Origin of the sequence: Lysinibacillus sp. FSL M8-0134, from assembly GCF_038069745.1 — a bacterium.
Taxonomy (GTDB): domain Bacteria; phylum Bacillota; class Bacilli; order Bacillales_A; family Planococcaceae; genus Lysinibacillus; species Lysinibacillus irui.
Genome location: NZ_JBBPAJ010000001.1, coordinates 3,796,597 through 3,816,323, shown reverse-complemented (window position 1 = coordinate 3,816,323; position 19,727 = coordinate 3,796,597). Strand labels below are relative to the sequence as shown.

Annotated in this window: 20 protein-coding genes and 1 riboswitch; of the genes, 16 read left to right on the top strand and 4 right to left on the bottom strand. The window is 37.1% G+C overall.

Annotated elements, in window-relative coordinates:
- Positions 1-141 precede the first annotated feature (141 nt).
- Positions 142-906, top strand: a complete 765-nt coding sequence (locus MKY49_RS19495) for a DUF2935 domain-containing protein (RefSeq protein WP_312507232.1) — start codon at positions 142-144, stop codon at positions 904-906.
- Between the two features lie 54 nt (positions 907-960).
- Here the strand turns inward: MKY49_RS19495 and MKY49_RS19490 are convergent, their stop codons facing one another.
- Positions 961-1,455 (bottom strand): L,D-transpeptidase family protein, encoded by a 495-nt coding sequence (locus tag MKY49_RS19490; RefSeq protein WP_341386884.1) that lies wholly within the window; start codon positions 1,453-1,455, stop codon positions 961-963.
- A gap of 132 nt (positions 1,456-1,587) precedes the next feature.
- On the opposite strand from MKY49_RS19490, the gene MKY49_RS19485 reads away from it, so the two are divergent.
- From MKY49_RS19485 to MKY49_RS19460, 6 genes are all read left to right on the top strand, one after another.
- On the top strand, positions 1,588-1,821 hold the full coding sequence (locus MKY49_RS19485; protein WP_274794552.1) for a hypothetical protein: 234 nt from the start codon (positions 1,588-1,590) through the stop codon (positions 1,819-1,821).
- Between the two features lie 44 nt (positions 1,822-1,865).
- Positions 1,866-2,075, top strand: a complete 210-nt coding sequence (locus MKY49_RS19480) for a hypothetical protein (RefSeq protein WP_274794551.1) — start codon at positions 1,866-1,868, stop codon at positions 2,073-2,075.
- A 13-nt stretch (positions 2,076-2,088) separates the two neighbouring features.
- On the top strand, positions 2,089-2,286 hold the full coding sequence (locus MKY49_RS19475; protein WP_274794550.1) for a gamma-type small acid-soluble spore protein: 198 nt from the start codon (positions 2,089-2,091) through the stop codon (positions 2,284-2,286).
- Positions 2,287-2,366: 80 nt separating this feature from the next.
- A complete protein-coding gene (locus tag MKY49_RS19470; protein ID WP_341386882.1) occupies positions 2,367-2,558 on the top strand; it encodes a cysteine-rich CWC family protein in 192 nt (63 codons plus the stop codon).
- A gap of 94 nt (positions 2,559-2,652) precedes the next feature.
- Entirely contained in the window at positions 2,653-3,237 is a 585-nt protein-coding gene (locus MKY49_RS19465; RefSeq protein ID WP_274794548.1) for a DUF305 domain-containing protein, read from the top strand.
- Between the two features lie 283 nt (positions 3,238-3,520).
- Positions 3,521-5,272, top strand: a complete 1,752-nt coding sequence (locus MKY49_RS19460) for a protoglobin domain-containing protein (protein ID WP_274794547.1) — start codon at positions 3,521-3,523, stop codon at positions 5,270-5,272.
- A gap of 44 nt (positions 5,273-5,316) precedes the next feature.
- On the opposite strand, the gene MKY49_RS19455 is transcribed toward MKY49_RS19460, so the two are convergent.
- On the bottom strand, positions 5,317-5,919 hold the full coding sequence (locus MKY49_RS19455; protein ID WP_274794546.1) for a metallophosphoesterase family protein: 603 nt from the start codon (positions 5,917-5,919) through the stop codon (positions 5,317-5,319).
- A gap of 379 nt (positions 5,920-6,298) precedes the next feature.
- On the opposite strand from MKY49_RS19455, the gene MKY49_RS19450 reads away from it, so the two are divergent.
- From MKY49_RS19450 to MKY49_RS19410, 9 genes are all read left to right on the top strand, one after another.
- A complete protein-coding gene (locus MKY49_RS19450; RefSeq protein ID WP_312507228.1) occupies positions 6,299-7,795 on the top strand; it encodes a class I adenylate-forming enzyme family protein in 1,497 nt (498 codons plus the stop codon).
- 188 nt (positions 7,796-7,983) lie between these two features.
- Positions 7,984-8,973 carry a C39 family peptidase gene (locus MKY49_RS19445; RefSeq protein ID WP_312507227.1) on the top strand — a complete coding sequence of 330 codons (990 nt, stop codon included), beginning with the start codon at positions 7,984-7,986 and terminating at the stop codon, positions 8,971-8,973.
- A 61-nt stretch (positions 8,974-9,034) separates the two neighbouring features.
- Complete coding sequence (locus tag MKY49_RS19440; protein WP_341386881.1) at positions 9,035-10,267, top strand: carboxylate--amine ligase; 1,233 nt, start codon at positions 9,035-9,037, stop codon at positions 10,265-10,267.
- Positions 10,264-10,965: an aspartate/glutamate racemase family protein gene (locus tag MKY49_RS19435; RefSeq protein ID WP_274794541.1), complete on the top strand. Its 702-nt coding sequence runs from the start codon at positions 10,264-10,266 to the stop codon at positions 10,963-10,965. The genes MKY49_RS19440 and MKY49_RS19435 overlap by 4 nt, the downstream gene beginning before the upstream one ends.
- A 221-nt stretch (positions 10,966-11,186) precedes the next feature.
- A complete protein-coding gene (locus MKY49_RS19430) occupies positions 11,187-12,335 on the top strand; it encodes a DEAD/DEAH box helicase (protein ID WP_341386880.1) in 1,149 nt (382 codons plus the stop codon).
- 1 nt (position 12,336) lies between these two features.
- Entirely contained in the window at positions 12,337-13,566 is a 1,230-nt protein-coding gene (locus MKY49_RS19425; protein WP_341386879.1) for an aminopeptidase, read from the top strand.
- 31 nt (positions 13,567-13,597) lie between these two features.
- A complete protein-coding gene (locus MKY49_RS19420) occupies positions 13,598-14,500 on the top strand; it encodes an SGNH/GDSL hydrolase family protein (protein WP_322606330.1) in 903 nt (300 codons plus the stop codon).
- Positions 14,501-14,637: 137 nt separating this feature from the next.
- Positions 14,638-15,795, top strand: coding sequence for an exonuclease SbcCD subunit D (locus tag MKY49_RS19415; protein ID WP_341386878.1), 1,158 nt, complete (start codon positions 14,638-14,640; stop codon positions 15,793-15,795).
- Positions 15,792-18,872, top strand: coding sequence for an SMC family ATPase (locus MKY49_RS19410; protein ID WP_322611953.1), 3,081 nt, complete (start codon positions 15,792-15,794; stop codon positions 18,870-18,872). The genes MKY49_RS19415 and MKY49_RS19410 overlap by 4 nt, the downstream gene beginning before the upstream one ends.
- A 40-nt stretch (positions 18,873-18,912) precedes the next feature.
- Here the strand turns inward: MKY49_RS19410 and MKY49_RS19405 are convergent, their stop codons facing one another.
- On the bottom strand, positions 18,913-19,035 hold the full coding sequence (locus MKY49_RS19405; RefSeq protein WP_274794535.1) for a hypothetical protein: 123 nt from the start codon (positions 19,033-19,035) through the stop codon (positions 18,913-18,915).
- Between the two features lie 55 nt (positions 19,036-19,090).
- Positions 19,091-19,414: a DUF4870 domain-containing protein gene (locus tag MKY49_RS19400; protein WP_274794534.1), complete on the bottom strand. Its 324-nt coding sequence runs from the start codon at positions 19,412-19,414 to the stop codon at positions 19,091-19,093.
- A gap of 127 nt (positions 19,415-19,541) precedes the next feature.
- Positions 19,542-19,649, top strand: a riboswitch (TPP riboswitch).
- Positions 19,650-19,727: the final 78 nt, after the last annotated feature.

The following is a 19,727-nucleotide window of genomic DNA, read 5'->3' as shown; positions in this document are numbered from 1 at the left end:
ATCTTACTTATATGGATTGCTACTATTTGAATTGCTCGATGAATAGAATGGAGAGATATCCTTACGAACAGCATGTTTCTATTTAAATTTTTTTGTTCCTTAAAAGTTAAACTCAAAATTTAAAATAAAGGGGGTAAATGATTGTCTAATTTTGTGCAACATGCCATTTTCGAACATCGATTTTGGCTAGAAATCATGCAAAACCACGCTCAATTTATTCATGACGCACTTTATCCTTCAGAAAAAGGTGATATTCAAAGAGCTAATCAGTATATCCTACAATTCTCACAGCTACTTACTTATATTCCTTCTCTCGATGATTCAAATGCTGTTTCGTTTTCAGTAACAGTGGATGACAATGTCGAGCAATTGAAGCAATACAAACTTCATCTACTTAGACATCAACTGTCGGGTGATATTGGGATCCATTTAACGCCTACATTTATCAATCACATGATTAATGAATTAGAAGAATACCAAAATGTACTGAGTTACTTGAAAAAAGGTGAGGCTCCACCAATCTTTCACGAGCTACATCATCATTTAGTGTGGCTTTTAGACGCCTCTGGACACGCAGGCATCATCAATGATGATTTAGATGGTGTAGAGAAACGATTAAAGCAGAAGAGTCATGCATTTGCTAAGCATTTTGAAGGATTTTATTTAAAGGCAGTCGAATTAACGGGCTATTTACGTACAAATATGCATTCTTTTCCAGCTTTAAAGCGCTTTAATCAAGATGTAGAAATCGAAATGGCTTTATTTAAGACGTTTTTAAAAGAATTAGAAGAAATGGAGTTAAGTGCAGAGGTATTAGGCACATTTACAGCGCCAATGGCAGACCATATGTGGCGTGAAGAGCAATACTATTTAACAAAGCTTGCACAAGCTAGAAGCGATGGGTAAAAATAATAAACAAGGCTATCTTATTTTGATTCATCAAAAAAGATAGCCCTTTTATTATGGATGGATTATTACTTCCGTACCAATAGGCACAATACTTGCTAACTCTTCAACATCTCGATTATGCAAGCGAATACATCCGTGTGAAACAGCATGCCCAATGGAACTAGGATTATTAGTGCCATGAATTCCGTAGTGTTCTTTAGATAAGCTCATCCACATCGATCCAAAAGGACCACCTGGGTTTGGGGCTTTATTGATGATAATAAAACTGCCTACTGGTGTTTCATGTAACATGCGTCCCACTGCAATAGGGTATTGTTTTTGAAGGATATTGTCTCTATACAAGCGTAGCCAACGATTATTGGTAGATATCTCAATACGGTATGGAATTGTATCAGGATTGGGAAAGCCAGGAATAGCAATTTGTTGACCAACTAAAAGATGATCTGGCTGAATCCCTGGATTAGCAGCAATGATTGATGTGATAGAGGTGCGATAATCTTGAGCAATTTGGGACAGTGTTTCTCCCGCTTTGACTGTATGATTCAATCTTGATTTCCTCCTAAGCATTGGTAATTGTTTTACTATATGCTTGAATGATTTAAGTAATTTTAAGAACGTAAATTTTTTAGCTCTTTGGATAGAATATAGAGTACCATGTATAGCCAAGGAGCATTGAGAATGAAGGAATTTAAGATTACTTATTTTTTTGATGAGATGCATTATGTGAGAAGATTTATTTATATTGAATCTCAGCAAGAAGCAGAGCAATTGGTTAAAAGTGAAAGAGATCAATATATATCCTTTACAGACAGTAGAGGTATCTATCATGAATTGCATACAAGACATGTACGAGTTATTCAAATATCTGAATATCATCGTATTGATAAAAGTACAAAACAGAAAAACACATAATATATCCAGCACTACACACATTATAGGTAAAGGAGTGTGACAAGATGGATATGAATAAAGTACCACATCAAAAGAAAATGTTTATGAATTTAAATAGTAAAGATAAGCCTGATATGGTTGAATCAGATAACATTAGTCTTTTCGATTTGCATGAGGATATGCAAACTGTAGACGCTATTCCAATTGAAGAACTTAATAAGAGAGTGGAAAGAGAAGGCGATGAATTGATTGAAATGCAGCCTGATGAATTATAGGAGGTAGAAGTATATGCATGATGAAAAAGAAGTCCAATTTACCTCTGCGGGTACAAATATTAATGAAGTGAAGCAAAAAAACGCAGAGGCAGGATTATCCTATAATGACGTAAAGGCGCTATTGGCTAAAACCGGAGGACATGGGACGGCTATCTATAGTGATACAGATTTTGAAGAAGTAAGACAAGAAATACACAAGAATCAGCAATAAATGTATGGGGAGGAGTAAGGTATTGAGTGCTCTTCCTTTTTTACTTTACAATGGTGAGTAAAGTAAGGGAGGTGAGCATCTTGTTAACAGGAGAAGAGAGTTGTCCATTATGTGGGGGGGAAAACCATTGTGGTTTAGTAAAAGGTGAAAAAGAATGCTGGTGTATGACAGTCAACTTTCCAGAGAAAGTTTTAAAAGTTGCACAGAAAGAGTCAGATAAATGTATTTGTCAAACATGCTTAGATACATATAAAGAAAAATACAAGCATTGAGAAATGATGCATCCGTAATTATTAAGCAATTGGTACAATTGTCTATCGCACAACAACCTAGCGGGCATACATTACTCTGAAAGGAGTGTGTCTAATGGTTAAACCAATTGAACTTAGTAATGTAACAAAGGCATATTTAGAGGAATATCAACGAATCCTCAAAAAAATGATGCAGGGTATGACCTATGTAACCATTACTTGTAGTATTTCAGAAAATTTTATTAAGCAAATCATTCCTCATCAAGTAGCGGCAATCCAAATGTCAGAAAATGTTTTACGCTACACAACAAATATTCCTGTACAGGATCTCGCATTAGAAATCATTCGAACACATACAGAAATGCTTGAAAGTCTTGAAGCGATACAAAATCGATGTTGTGTCGTACAAAATTCAGAGTACGAATTATACGAGTATATGTGTGCTTACAAAGAAATCACGGAAGCAATGTTTAATTGCATGTGTGCACCACCAGTATCCAATAGTATTAACATTAACTATTTAAGGGAAATGATTGTCCATCATCAGGGAGGTATAAGACTAGCACAAAATGTCCTTAGATTCTGTATTTGCCAAGAATTAATTCCAATTCTAAAGTGCATGATTCAAACGCTTTGTGAGCAACTAGAGGAGATGGAAAAGTTACTGGATAGCTTACAAAATTGCGATTGCGAGTGCTAGGTCAAATTTTAATCTTATACGGTAAAAAACGCTAAAGTCAAATGATGATTTTAGCGTTTTTTCTGCGTAAAAATAGTGTTTATCTAGAAAATGAGAAATTGTCAATAAGGTGGACAAAAAAATAAGAAAGTGTAAAGAATTTTTGGAGAATCTACTTTTGTTTTTTTATTGTTGGTAAAATATATATGTTTTATTTTGTTGAAGGTAATGAGGAAAGATCTATAATTCGTTTTAAAACACTGGGAATTTATATTTACTTTAGATTCGAAAAGGAGTGGGAACTATGTTCAAAAGGAAGAAGATTAGTCAAAACTATGATTATTTCTCAGCAACAAAAAACTCAGACATTGAGGCCAATGAACGTTTTAAAGAAAAACTAGATTTTCTTGCTTTGTCTAGAATAAGAAGGGAGTCTGTAGGCTTTTTACGTAAAATGTATGAGAACAATCGTCAGCATATACTGGATAATTTTTATGATCGTCTACTGGAAATTCCAGAGTTTAACCAGGTCATCAATACGCATTCATCAGTAGAGCGTTTGAAAGGCTTATTTGATTCACATTTTATTAGCTTATTTGACGATGAGTTAGATTTAGATTATGTATTTAAACGACGTAAAATCGCCTACATTCATGCTCGCATTGGTGTACTCCCGAATTGGATGATTTCAGCCTATACGTTGATCAATCAATTAATTATTCCGCTTATTGTAAAAGAACTATCACGAGATCAAGAAAAAATGCTTGATGTTTTATTGTCTTATGATAGCTTAGTAACGATTGACCAACAAATTATTTTGGAGACCTATATTGAAATTCAAGCAGGGTCTGTAGTTAACGGTTTAGGCGAAATCATTACTTATAATACACAGTTAGATACAATAAAGGAATTGATTGAATTTCAAGATATTCAACATCAGGAAATTATTGCGGCAGACCAATTGATGCATGAGTTAGATGAAAGTATTGAAGAAATCGCCACATCTGTTGGTGATATTTCCGAGCAAACAAAGCAGGCGTTTAAAAAATTAAATGAGGATTTGGAATCTTTACAACAAATTTCATCCATTTTGCAAACGACCGATGAGGGGCATAAATCCATGCAGGAGGATATCAAACGTTTAGTAGATCGTGTAAATAGCGTCGCAAAACTAATGGAATTAATTAAGAAAATTGCAGATCAAACTAATCTGTTGGCATTAAATGCATCAATTGAGGCGGCTCGTGCCGGTGAAGCAGGGAAAGGCTTTGCGGTTGTTGCAGAGGAAGTGCGAAAACTTGCAGATGATACAAATACATCTGTTAAATCGATACATACAGATATCCAGGAATTACTTCAAATTACGCAAAATATTAGTTTTTTAACAACACAATTTTCACAAGATTTACATCAAGGTGTTACGGATACCTTACATGTTTCACAAACCCTTGGAGAAATAAACAGAAATTTACAGCAGCAAGGAGCTCGTTTTGAGGAAATAGCTACTACAACCAAGGTACAAGCACAATCCGCTACAATTATTTCTGAACGTAATCATACAATCACAGAGAGTATGCAAAAAAGTAAGGTAATTGTTTTTGATATGGGTTCTGCCATTTATAAGCTAAGTAAAATGATTGATGGATACCGATCAACAACGATTTCTAAAAACTTTATTATTAGCCAAGAGGATATTATTCAATTAGCGATTACAGACCATTTATTATGGCGTTGGAAGATTTATAATTTACTGCTGGGCTTTGAAGCGATGACTGAACAGGACGTAGGTTCACCGGAGGAATCGCGCCTTGGCGAATGGTATTATGGCACAGGCAAAAAGCTGTTAGGTGATGAGCGGGCCTATATAGAGCTTGAACAACCGTTTATTCATATACATGATATAGCTAAAAAAGCAGTCCGTGAATATAATACAGGTAATAAAGTGGAGGCTGAGAAATACCTGGAGGAAATTACGGAAGAATCTTCTGTTGTCATAGAAAAACTACAGGCGTTAAAGGAAATTTTACTAAACAGTAAAAAACAATATATACACTAAAAATTTGAGCAGGCTAGTTAAAACTAGCTTGCTCTTTATGTTTGCTATTCAGTTACGTTTATAGTAGGGGGGACACACATAAATGTCACTGTCCGTTTTTTACTATCATAGAGACACCATTCACGGTGGTCAATAACTGAACCTACGTTAACCCCATATTGTTTCTCTTGTATTGCAATCGGTTGGCCGTAACGAATACGGATAGGTAATTTTTTTTGCTGATGATAGAGTCCCGATTCATGGCTATGACCAAAGAATAACAATGGTTGATGAAAAGGAGGAAATGTAGGTTGCCAGTTGACGTTCCACTTAAATTGATGTCCGTGCATAAGTATCGCACCATCAATCTCCATTGACTCAGGTAAAGCTTTAAAACGTTGGATGCCTGTAACTTGAGTAATGCGTTCTTCTTGATTGCCTCGTATAGACGGGAAGGTTAGTAGTTCTTCAAATTCATTTTCTACTATGGCTGCCTTTTCCAACGACAAGCCAGACATAGTTTGCGCCTTTTTCTTACTAACAGTGCATTCATATAAATCACCTAACCCAATGATGGTTGCTTCCTCTGCTGTTTGTTGTATATGAGCAAGAACAGCTTTAGTATCTTCTATATTAGAATGTAAATCTCCTAAAAGTGCATAAAGCATGTAAATCCGGCCTTTCCTTTAATAATCGTACAAACATCATACACCTATTAGAAATTACTAGAAAAGTAAAACGTCTAAGAATATTTCTTTAATTTGAACGTGAGGAAAATTGCCAAGAAATTCATTGCTTGTTAAAATATAATCATAATTTTCTGAATTTTATTGATTTTGTGTACTGGTGTTAATTTAGCGGTATTCCATGTAAATAGGGAAGACCTGTTAAACGTGTATATGGCAATGAAAGTGTAGGGACATCATGTTATCCCAAAGGTTCCACTCAAATGTATGGGACGGATTGAAGAATTCTAGATGCATGAATGTTGAGGCGAATTAATTTACTCTATCTCGGATTAAAAAATGAACTTTTGGAGGGCTTAAAATGACGACGTGTATGACAGATATTCTTGAAAACTATGCTGTACAGCAACCAAATACGATAGCAACCTTGTATGATGGAAAAAAGCTAAGTTATCGTGAACTTTATCAACGTGTTGATCGATTTGCTGCTTACTTACAGGAGCAAGGTTATGAAAAAGAGGATGTAATTGCATTATATACGCTTAATTCCGATTTGTTTTTAATCGCTTATTTAGGTGTTCAATTAGCAGGCTTTATCGTGATGCCCATTAACACTAAATTAGCGGCACCAGAGGTTGATTATATTTTTAATCACTCACAGGCAAAGGGACTAATCTATGATGAAAGATTAGCAGAAACATTGAAGGATGTTTCCTATTCGTTCCAACATGCTATTGAACTTCAGGAAATGAATAATAGGATTGAACAACAGGATCGTGAAAGAACGATCGTTCCATTGGTGGCGGATGATACAGCCGTTGTTATGTATACCTCTGGTACAACTGGTAAACCAAAAGGTGTCATGCTCACCCATCATAATATTGCGGCTACAGCAGAAATTTGGTCTGCTTCTATGAACATGTCGAGCAAGGATAAGATGTTTATTTGCACACCTTTATTTCATTGTGCTGGCCTGCATGTTTTTGCTATGCCGATGTTTTATCAAGGGGGAACCGTTGTTATTGAAGAAGTATTTTCACCAACTAAAACATTAGCGCAAATTGCAGCAACAGAAGCGACGATTTTCTTCGGAGTTCCATCCATGTACACGATCATTTTAAATACGCCTGGATTTAAGGAACATAGCTTAAACCATTTACGTTTATTATGTTACGGGGCAGCTCCAATGCCTTATGAGCTTGTAAAACAAGTAAAAGAGGCATTTCCAAATGTAAAAGTTCAAAATCTATACGGTCAAACAGAAAATTCACCTGCGGCCACATCCTTACTTGATATGGATGCTTTAACGAAAATCGGCTCCGTTGGTAAGCCATTAGCGCATACAGAGGTCTGTGTAGTTGATAGTGAAGGTAAGTCAGTACCAGCTGGTGAGGTAGGGGAAATTTGTGTAAAAGGGCCACAGGTTATGAAGGGATATTTGCGCAATCCAGAAGAAACAGCTAGAACAATTAGAGATGGGTGGCTTTACTCAGGTGATTTAGGACGGTTTGACGATGAAGGCTATTTGTATATAGTAGATCGGAAAAAGGATATGATCATTCGAGGAGGGGAAAATATTTACCCAATCGAAGTGGAGGAAGTTTTATATCAAATGCCAGAAGTTTTAGAAGCAGCAGTGGTTGGCTTACCACATGAAGTGTATGGTGAGGTGCCGAAAGCATTTGTTGTTTTAAAAGAAGACAAATCCCTTGATGAAAATTCGATACTCTCCTATTGTCAGACTAGACTTGCAAAATATAAAGTCCCTTATGAGATCGAATTTTTAGCTGAGCTACCGCGGAATGCCTCTGGTAAGGTATTAAAGCATACATTACGACCAAAAGAAACGACGATTTAAGTATTATCCATTACGCTTTGGATGCATCACCATAATGGCTTTACATGTGATAGAATTCATGCTCGAATAAGCTTCTATTCTAATAGGAACAACTAGGAAAGTATCGTATAATAGAGTCTACGACAAATTGTATTAATAGAATTGGAGAAGAGATTACTCTTTGAATTAGAATAGGAGCGGAATTTGTCTTGTGGACAGGATATAAGCGCCTTTTACTTATTGGCATTTTGATCATCATGTTGCTGTCTAGCTGCCAGCCATTTTCACAGCAAGATTCACAACAAAAAAACCAATTAACAGTTTTAACAGTAGAATTTAATAGTGGAGCACCTATCCCTAATTTATATTTAACGATCACAGATGTACAAACAGGTGATGTAGTAGAAGAAGCAATTGGTTCTGAAGAAGGGGAAGCAATATTTTCGAAGCTAAAGGCAGGACGAGAATATGCAATTGCTGCAACTACACTAGAAAATAGTGAGGCAAATGTCGGATATACAACAATTGAGAATTTTACGTACGATACAACAAAGCCGTACTATCGATTGCAAACACATTTTTCTAGAGACGAGCAAGAATTAGATGTACCTGTTGTTATGCAAAATCCTGAACTGCCACATGGCTGTGAAATCACATCACTCACAGCCGTGTTAAATTATTTTGGAATGAATGTGACAAAGCTTGAAATGGCAGATCATTATTTACCAAAGCAAGAAATACGTACAGTAGGCGGAAAACGTTTTGGACCAAATCCAAATGTAGCTTTTGCTGGCAATCCTCGTGATAAGGCTCATGGGATGTATGTTTTTGCTGCACCAATTGTCAAAGCGGCAGAGGCAGTCATTGCAGATAAACAGGAAAATTTACGCGTAACGAATATGAGTCAGGCATCACAGGCAGATATTTTAGAGCTAGTCCGTGAGGGAGTTCCTGTTGTGACATGGGTGACACTGGATTTATCAAAGCCTAAACAAAAAGCTGAACGAGGCTGGATTTATGAAGGTGAGTCAACTTCACGGGATGCCTTTATGAATTTACATGCTGTTGTTTTAACAGGACATTTAGGCGATAAAGTAGTTGTAATGGACCCGTTAAAGGGCTACGTAACATACAATGTGGATCAGTTCTTTAATAGCTATCGTGAGTTAGGCAAACAGGCTGTAGCTGTCCATAAATAAGCAAGCTATAAATCTTTAGTATGTTACACTAATAAAAAAAGCAAAAAGTGAGTTGAGTAGAATGGCCATTGAACACGCTTTTTTACCCGTATTGCTTGGGGATGAAATGAATGCTTATGGCATGGCCAGAGCATTTTACGAAGCCTATGGTGTAAAGCCCCTTGCACTAAATCATACAAACATGGAAAAAATTCAGCAAAGTGATTTACTGACTTTTCGTGAGGTACCGAGACTTCATATAGAAGAACGATTTGTTACGGCACTTAAGTCAATTGCCCAGGAATTTATAGATAAAAAATTACTGCTCCTAGCCTGTGACGAATTTTATGTCAAAAAAATTGTAGAGCATAAAGCAGAATTAACAGAGGATTTCATTATTCCTTATGTAGATGCTACACTTGCTCATCAGCTATTAACCCGAGAAAAGATGTATGAGCTTTGTGCACAATATGGTTTTCAATTTCCTGCCATGCATGTATGCACGGTTAATGATTATGAAAACTTCGACATGCCTTTTGAGTATCCAATTGTCATTAAGCCCATGAATATGGAAAAATATGCTGCATGTATTTTTCCTGGTAAGAAAAAAGTATATATTGCATATGATAAGGATGAAAAGGACAGTATATTCCATGCTATTTATAAGGAATCCGCCTATCGTGATGATCTGATGATTCAGCAATATATTCCAGGAGAAGATGCTAATATGCGTGTTGTCAATGCGTATGTTGGACAAGATGGAAAAGCAAAACTTCTTGCTGTGGGCAATCCCATTTTAGAAGAGCATTCTCCAGAAGGAATAGGTCGTTATGTAGCCATCATGACAACTTATAATAAGGAATTGATGGATATCGTGAAGACATTCCTTGAAGCAATACAATTCCAAGGCTTTGCTACATTCGATATGAAATATGATGATCGTGATGGTCAATATAAATTGTTGAGTATAGAATTACATAATGAGCTTTCCAATTATTATGTGACAGCTAGTGGCTATAACTTTATGCAGTATGTAGCGGATGATTTTGTTCGAGGGAGTAAACAATCGTTAACATACGTGGAAAACAAGCATCTTTGGACGATTGTACCAAATGGTGTTCTTTTCAAATATGTTCAAAATGAACAATTAGTAATTGAAGCGAAAAGCTTGATTCGTCAAGGGATGGCTACAGATTCTATTTTTAATTATAAGGATATGAATGCGAAACGATGGTTGAATGTTACGCTTGATAATTTAAGCTTTTATCGCAAATATAAGAAATATTTTAATAACAAAGGTCTGTCTAATATATGAAAAAACAAACTTTAGGTATCATTGGTGGCGTAGGGCCACTTGCAACAATGTTTATTGGTGAAATGATTGTAAGACGTACGAAGGCACAAAAGGATCAGGAGCATTTACATACGATCATAGATAATGATACAAATATCCCTGACCGTACAGCTTTTATTTTAGATAAAACGAAGGATAATCCAGTTCCAGTCATAATTGAGGATGCAAAAAAATTAGCTTCTGTAGGGGCAGATATGATTGCTATTCCATGTAATACAGCCCATACGTTTTATCATGATATTCAAGAGGGTTCACCCATTCCAGTATTGCATATGATTCGTGAAACAGCGAAGCGTGCTGCGGATTTAGGTGCAAAACGTGTTGGTATTTTAGCAACGACAGGTACCTTAACATCTCGTATGTACCAAGAAGCCTTAGAGGAATATGGCATTACACCAGTAGTACCAGATAATGAAATGAGAGCCTATGTTATGACTATCATTTATGATTATGTCAAGGCTGGTAAGGATGTTACGCTGGAGGACTGGCAACCACTAGAAGATGCGATGCTGGCATTAAATTGTGATCGCATTGTGTTAGGCTGTACAGAGCTATCTATTGTTAATCGGGATTTGAAATTAAATGAAATCTATATCGATTCACTAATCGTATTAGCTGAATGTGCCATTTTGGCTTGCGGTTATGAGCTAGTCGATTAGTTGTTGAGTGAATTGAAAAGAATCTGCTTGCTTTTCACGGGTAAGCTACAAGTCTTTAAAGAGTTGTGGACATGCTACTTTTTCCGTGTTAGGTTAGGCAGATTTTTTATGGAAGGAACCGCTGATTTTTGAAACGAATGGTCCATTGCTTCGTACATATAAAGTAGGAAACGGCGGAGTGTGTTAAACTAGTGTCAAGTAGATAGAAGGTGGGAAATAACATGTCAGTCATTAATTTATTAAAAGAAGAAATTCAAGCAAAATGGAACTTTGAAACACCTATGAAAATTCAAGATGAAATGATACCAGCTATGCTTGAAGGTAAAGACATTGTAGCGGAATCGCCAACGGGATCAGGTAAAACATTAGCGTATGTTTTACCACTATTGAATAAAGTAAATGGGGCAAAAAAACAAACACAGGGACTGATCGTAGCTCCTTCACAAGAACTTGCTATGCAGATTGTAGAAGTTATCCGCGAATGGACAGCTGGCACAGATATTACAGTTCAGCAGCTTATTGGTGGTGCCAATTCTGCTCGTCAAATTGAAAAGCTCAAGAAAAAACCAACGATTGTTGTTGGAACTCCTGGCCGTTTAAATGAATTAGCACGAGCAGGAAAATTAAAACTAAAAGAAATAGAAACGATTATTTTGGATGAGTGTGATCAACTGCTTAGTCGCGAATACCGTGTAGTTATCAAATCCTTTATCGAAGGTTCTGCCTATGGCCGACAAGTCGTTGTTGTTTCAGCTACGATTACAGAGGAAATTGAATTAGTAGCAAGTCGTATGATGTTCGAACCAGTTCGTTTTAAAATTAAGCCAGAGGATATGTTAAAGGTCGGCAAAGTTATCCACTCATTTGTGAAGGTAGAAGAACGTGATAAAACTGATTTTCTACGAAGACTATCACATACTGAAGGATTAAGAGCACTTGCTTTCGTCAATAATATCGATCAATTATTAATGAAGGAAACGAAATTACAATATCGCTCTGCGCCAATCGTAACACTTCACTCCGACATGAAAAAGGAAGAACGTAAAAAGGCATTAGATGCATTCCGTAAAGGGGATGCACGTATTTTAATCGCAACAGATATCGCCGCTCGTGGTTTAGATATTGCAGGTTTAACACATGTTATTCATGTTGATGTACCAAGAACAATTGAACAGTACTTACATCGCTCAGGGCGTACTGGTCGTGCAGGAGCAGACGGAGAAGTATTGACGTTATTATCTTATCGTGATGAGAAGACCTATAAAAAATGGACAAGAGAAATTCCAAGCAAGCCTGTGCAAAAAATATGGCATGATGGCAAGCTGATTGAAGGTAATTCTAAAACAATTGGACAAAAGCGAGGGAATTAACATGACATTTGATGAAAAATTACAGGCATATGCAGAGCTTGCGGTAAAAGTGGGTGTCAATATTCAACCAGGTCAATATTTGTTAGTGAATACATCAGTAGAAGCTTTAGATTTTGCTCGTTTAGTTGTAAAAGAGGCTTATAAGGCTGGCGCAGGGCGTGTCCATGTAAACTTTTCGGATGATGAAATGGATCGTGCGTATTTTGAACACGCTTCTGATGAGGAGTTTAATCGTTTCCCTGAATGGGTCGTAAAAATGCGTGATGAACTAATTGAGCGTAAAGGTGCTTTACTATGGATTGATGCTGCTGATCCTGATAAATTGACAGGAATACCTGCAGATAGATTAGCAACACACCAAAAAGTGTCAGGAGCAGCATTGAAAAATTATCGTAATGCAGTCATGAAGGATTTAATTGCTTGGTCTATCGTCGCGGTTCCTTCACCAAAATGGGCAGCGAAGGTATTTCCTCAATTAACGGAAACGGAGCAAGTTCCAGCATTGTGGGAAGCTATCTTTAAAACGGTTCATATTGGGGAAGGGAATGCAGTGGATAATTGGCGAGAGCATGTAGCTAATTTAGAATCACGTGCACAATTGCTAAATCATAAAAAATATGCAAAGCTTCACTATACAGCACCAGGAACAGATTTAACAATTGCCTTAGCGCCACAGCATAAATGGCTAACAGGTGGCAGTCAAACACCAGATGGTAATATTTTTATTGCCAATATGCCGACAGAAGAAGTTTATACACTTCCGATGAAACAAGGTGTAAATGGGTACGTAAGTAATACCAAGCCTTTAGTTTATCAAGGCAATATCATTGATGGCTTTAAATTAACCTTTAAAGAGGGCAAAATTATTAAAGCAGAAGCTGAAGTGGGTCATGATTTACTGCAAGAGCTGATACAAGTAGATGAAGGCTCTAGCTATTTAGGTGAAGTAGCACTTGTCCCTCATGAATCACCAATTTCAGCGTCGGAGATTTTATATTTCAATACGTTATTCGATGAAAATGCTTCAAACCATTTAGCTATCGGTGAAGCCTATCCGACATGCTTAGAAGGTGGAAGAGATTTAGAAAATGGTCAACTTGAGGCACTAGGTGCAAATATTTCTGTGACACATGAGGACTTTATGATTGGTAGTGGAGAAATGGATATTGATGGTATTTTACCGGATGGTACAGTAGAGCCAATTTTCCGCAAGGGTAGCTGGGCCTTTTAATCACTAGTCAAAGTGCAAAGGAGGAGAGTAGATGAAGCGATTGTGGAGCTTCATCGGTGTGACGATATTAGCAATGACATGTTGGGCTTCATCTGCTTATGCTCAAACAGAAAGCTATATAGCTATTGGAGATTCCTTAGCTGCTGGTCAAACACCTTATCAAGAAATTGATGCAGGATATAGTGATTTAATAGCCATGAAGTTAAGTTCAATGGGTCAATTATCATTTTATACAAAAGAACTTGCCTTTCCAGGCTTTACAACGGCCGATGTGCTAGAACGAATCCAATCTGAGGAATCCAAACACTTACTAGAAAATGCGACCCTTATTACAGTGTCAGCAGGGGCCAATGATTTATTACGCCTTGTTAAAGTGAACCCAACTGCTGGCACATTAGCATTTTCACAGCTTCAAACAGATTCCACTTTAAACTTGGCTAGAAAAAATATGATAACCATTTTAGATGAGTTAAATGAACTTGCGCCGAAAGCAAAGATTTTTGTAATGGGCTATTATTTTGCCTATCCATATGTTCATCCTACACAAAAAAAGGGAACGAACGAACAGCTAGTTAAATTAAATACGATTTTACAACAACAGGCAGAGGATGCAGGAGCGGTTTATGTAGATGTTTATGATCGCTTTGGATTGGATGCCATAAACTACTTACCAAATAGTGCAGATGTTCATCCAAACTTTGAAGGCTACCGTCAAATGGCTAATGCATTTTTACAGTCTTATAGTGGTAGTAATGCTTTGACGATCTCTTCATCCGAATTACCCAAGCCCAATCCTCTATCGTTTGAGGAAATTATAAAGCAACAATTATCAGCGAAATCCAAGGAACGGGAAACGACACAACGGCAGTCTACCCGTACAGCTTATGCTATTCAAGGATTTCCTGGCTATAAAGCTTTTATAGAAAACATTTAAATAATCGTTATTAAAGGGCATCTATTTAGATGCTTTTTTATATGAAATCCAATATTGGATAGAACTACTATACTGCTGAATACCACTAGATAGGCAGTAGTCATGCTAAAATATAAAGAAGATTAGGAGGGACTAGAATGAAGATATTTCATACAGCAGATTGGCATTTAGGGAAGCTTGTTCAAGGTGTTTATATGACAGAAGATCAACAATATATTCTGCAACAATTTATACAAGCGATAGATGATGAAAAACCAGATATAATTGTCATCGCAGGTGATCTATATGACCGTTCAATGCCCCCTATTGAGGCAGTCAATTTACTAAATGATGTATTAGCGAAAATAGTATTAGAGAAGCAGATTCCTGTTTTAGCAGTGGCGGGAAATCATGATAGTGCGGGTCGTTTAAATTTTGGGAGTCGATTGATGAGTGATAGTGGTTTATATATCAAGGGGCAATTTACGAAAGATCATGTCCCTATTATTTTGAATGATCAATATGGAGAGGTACATTTTCATCTTGTACCGTATGCTGAGCCCGCCTCAATTCGTCATATTTTTGAAGATGAAACGATTCGTTCTCATCAAGACGCTATGCAGAGAATTATAGATCATATTACTCAGGATATGGATGCGAGTAAGCGTCATATTTTTGTGGGACATGCTTTCGTCACAAAGTATGGTGAGGAAGAAGCCAATACCAGTGATTCAGAGCGTCCGCTTTCTATCGGGGGCTCAGATTGTGTGAATGCAGCTTTATTTAAACCTTTCCACTATACCGCTCTTGGACACTTACATAAGGCACATTTTGTCTTAAATGAAACGATCCGCTATGCAGGCTCTCCGTTAAAATATTCATTATCAGAGCACTTACATGAAAAAGGCTTTTTAATCATTGAATTAGATGAACACGGTAAAAGCATAGTAACCAAAAGAAAGCTCGTACCAAGAAGAAATTTACGAGTAGTAGAAGGTCAATTGGAGGATCTGTTAAAGCTACCACCGAGTGATGATTATGTCTTTGTCAGATTGACGGATACGACAACCGTCTCTTCACCGATGGAACGCATTCGTAGTGTTTTTCCCCATGCGATGCATGTAGAACGTAAGATACTACGACAAGAGTCACCACGTGAGTTACAAGTTGTAGAAACAGAAAAGCTAGAGGATATAGACTTGTTCCGTTCTTTCTTTACGAATATTATCGGCATCCAGCCAGATGAAGATACGGAACGCCTTTTTACCGAGATGTTACAGGAATTATTAGATGAGGAGCGAGAGACAGTAAAATGAAGCCATTAAAGTTAACGATTACTGCATTTGGTCCGTATAAAGATACTGAGGTGATTGATTTCCAAGAGCTTGGAGAACATCGTTTGTTTGCCATTTCCGGAAAAACAGGCGCTGGGAAAACAACCATTTTCGACGCTATTTGTTATGCGCTTTACGGATCAGGTAGTGGTGAGGATCGCCAGGATACGGCTTTACTGAGAAGCGGCTTTGCTCATGATGATGTCTATACAGCTGTAGAGCTCCTATTTGAAATGCATGGCAGAGTTTATCAAATAGTAAGACAGCCAGGTCATATTAAAGAAAAAAATAAAACGATCACAGGTAAGAAAATAGAATTAGCTGAAGTAAGAGAGGGAAAGCTCGATTATAGCATCGTAGAGAAACAACAAACGCTTGAAGTCGATAAAAAATTGTTGGAAATCATAGGTCTCACAAAAGATCAATTTAGCCAAATTGTAATGTTACCTCAAGGTGAATTTCGCAAGTTATTGACCTCTGACTCTACAAATAAGGAAGTTATTTTACGAAAAATCTTTAAAACAGATCGTTTTGGCGTCATGACAAAAAAACTGGATGCCAAACGGAAAGAGGCGGAGAAGGATTTTGAGCGTGCCAAGCAATTAAAGGAACATCTATTAGGTCAAATTGTTGGTGCCTTACCGCAACGTTCATCCTCTTTATTCACCTTGATTGCTGACAATACGGAAAATTTACATCAACTGACACAGGCACTTGAGGAGGAGTTTAGCTACTATAAGAAATGTATAGAGGAAGAACAGCAGCAATATGATGAAGCTTATAGTCTTCATCAAAAGGAGCAGGAATATTATCGACTAGCAAAAACAATAAATGAGCAGTTCGAAGAGCAAGCTAGTCGGCAGCAGAGACTGCAACTATTGTTAAAAGAACAGGATAGATACCGAGCAAAGGAGCAGGAGATTGTTTTAGCAGAACAAGCGGAGCGACTTGTGCCACTTGAACAACAATGTATTGATTTACGTGCTGAACTGAACTTAAAAGAACAAACATTTCAACAGGCTCAATTTAAACTTCAACAAACAAAAGAGCAGCTACAACGGGCACAAGAAAAATATCAGATTGAAGAGGCGAAAGAGCCTGAACGTCAACAGATGTTGCAGCAGGAATTGCAATTACAGACTTTATTGCCTAAATTTGAAGCCTATGAAAACAATGTGCAGCAGCTGCAAATAGCAGAACAATATGTCGAAACAGCAAAACAGGCAGTAGCTGATAATCTTATGTTATTGGAGAAAGAACAAGGGCAGTTACAGCAATTTTCTCAAACGATGGAACAATATGAAAAACAGGTTGAGCCATATGAAAGCTACTTAGAGCAGTTACCGAAACTTCGTGAGCAGGTAGCATTAATAAAACAAGTAGACAAATACAAAGGGGCTGTAGAGTTAGCTAAGCAGGACGTAGCCACTTCTGACATTCACTATCAGGAGAGTAAAAAGGCTCTACAATTATTAGAGCAGCGTTGGTTGACAAGTCAGGCTAGTATTTTGGCTGAACAGTTGAAGGACGGGGAACCTTGCCCTGTATGTGGCAGTTTGACACACCAGAAAACACATAATGAGCAACAGGAAATGATAGAGCTCTCTGAAGTCGAAGTGTTAAGGGCTAAGGCTTCTTTAGATGAGCGTAAGTACCTAGAAAAAGAAGCGCTCTTGTCATCTGCGCAACAGCTTTATCAAGAAACCTGTCAGCAACTAGAAGAGCAGCACATTACACAGCAAGACCATGCACAGCTCATCTCTACATTAAACAACATAGAGCAAGAGATTGCGACATTAAAAATTGTTCATCATCAATTAGCAGATATGCGATTAAAACTTAAGCAGCAACGTGAGAGAATAGAGCAGCTACGAACTAAACAGATGAACTTAGAGCAATATTTAGCTGAGCAGTTGAAAGAAATGACAAGACTGCAAGCAGTTCTTGAAGAACAGCTTAAACATATGCCAAACCATTTACCAACCTTGCAGCAATTACAGCAACAGCTTACAGATATCAGTAAACAAAAAATGGATTTGCAAAAAAGATGGCAAGAGAGTCAAGACGAATTGCATAGAGCGAAGGAAGCAACAAGTAATGCAAAATTGACGATGGAAATAGCCAAACAAACTTTTGAAGAATTACAACTCAAAATGAATGAAAAACGTCAGCAATTCTCAGCAAGCATGCAGGAGATAGGCTTTGACAGCTACGAGGAATATACAGCTGCCAAACGGAGTTTATTGCAAATAGAGACCCTTCGAAAAGCTTGTAGTGACTATGCTTTACAGGTACACACATTGCAAATCCAAATTACTGAAGGGGCTATGTATCTTCAAGGAAAAGAGCAACAAGATTTAGTGTCCATGGAAGCCAAAGTAGAACAACTTCGTATATCTTATGAGGAAGCATTTAAACGTTTACAACAGTTGAGAGGTTTTGCTCAAGCTTGCCAAGGTTTTATTGAAAGAGTAGAAGAAATAGCGAGGGAGCTTCATTTACTTGAGCAAGAAGCGGGAAGAGTAAAGGAGCTCTATGGATTATTAAACGGCCAAAATTCGAAAAAGCTATCTTTTGAGCGCTATATTCAAATTAATTACTTAGACCAAATTACTGAAGCTGCCAATATTCGCCTTTATCATTTATCAAATGGTCAATTTGAGCTCAGACGTTCAGATAGATTGGAAAAGCATGCGAAACAAAGCGGACTAGGTCTTGATGTCTACGATGCTTATACCGATCAACTACGAGATGTCAAAACATTATCGGGAGGCGAAAAATTTAATGCCTCATTAAGCCTTGCCTTAGGAATGGCAGATGTAATTCAAAGCTTCCAAGGTAATATTCATATTGAAACGATGTTTATTGATGAGGGCTTTGGTTCGCTTGATGAGGAATCATTAAATAAAGCAATCGATACATTAATTGATTTACAGGATTCTGGTCGCATGATTGGCGTAATCTCTCATGTGCCTGAATTAAAATCTGCAATGCCAGCGGTTTTACATGTAGAAAAGACATTAAATGGCCATAGTCAGACATACTTTGAAGTGAAATAAGTGAAAGGCGTATTTCCGAAATAGGGAATACGCCTTTGTTTTATTTTTTTCGAGAAGTGGCTGTAGGAGTTGTTCCTTTTTTTGCAGCCATTACTTTTTTGACGATAGGAATAACAATAGGTGCCAATTTTACAGCAGTTTTCACAACGTTTGATACTTTCATTAAAAAACAGCTCCTTTTACAATTATTACTACCTGTTTCGCTTAAAATTGAAACATTAACGGATTACTCGAACAGCCTGAATAATATTCCATATGACAATACCAAGTGAGACAATGGCATAAACGGCAAATGAAACTAACCAAACAACCATCACAGTATTATTACTTGACGTTGGATCTAATCTTAATGTAGAAAAAACAAAGACAATAAAAAATAGGATGCCAAAAACAAAAGGAATTAAATGAGAGACAAGTGCACGAATTGAATGTCTTTTTACATCACTATCTTTCGTTACAAAGTAAACAATTAATGGGACGATAAAAGGGGCGAAGAAAATACTAAGATAACTAAAGGCAGATAAAATTTTTTGGTTCTCCATAGTTGTACCTCCTTTTTTAATATTTACGCATGAAAAACGGCAAAGTTTCAAAAAAATAATGTATGGAAAAGGTTGTAATCATCCAATCCTTTGCGTACAATGGGATTGTTCAAATAAATTCAGATGTAACGACCACAAGGGGAGCTGATGATGTCAGCTGAGACTGGGCACGTAATGCCTTGACTCTTTGAACCTGTAAGTTAACACTTGCGTAGGGATGTGGATAGAAACCGACACTTGTACGATGTCAGGCTCTGTCCTGGCATCGTTTTTTCATTCTTTAGGAATAAAAAAGATGTCTGCATTTCTATTC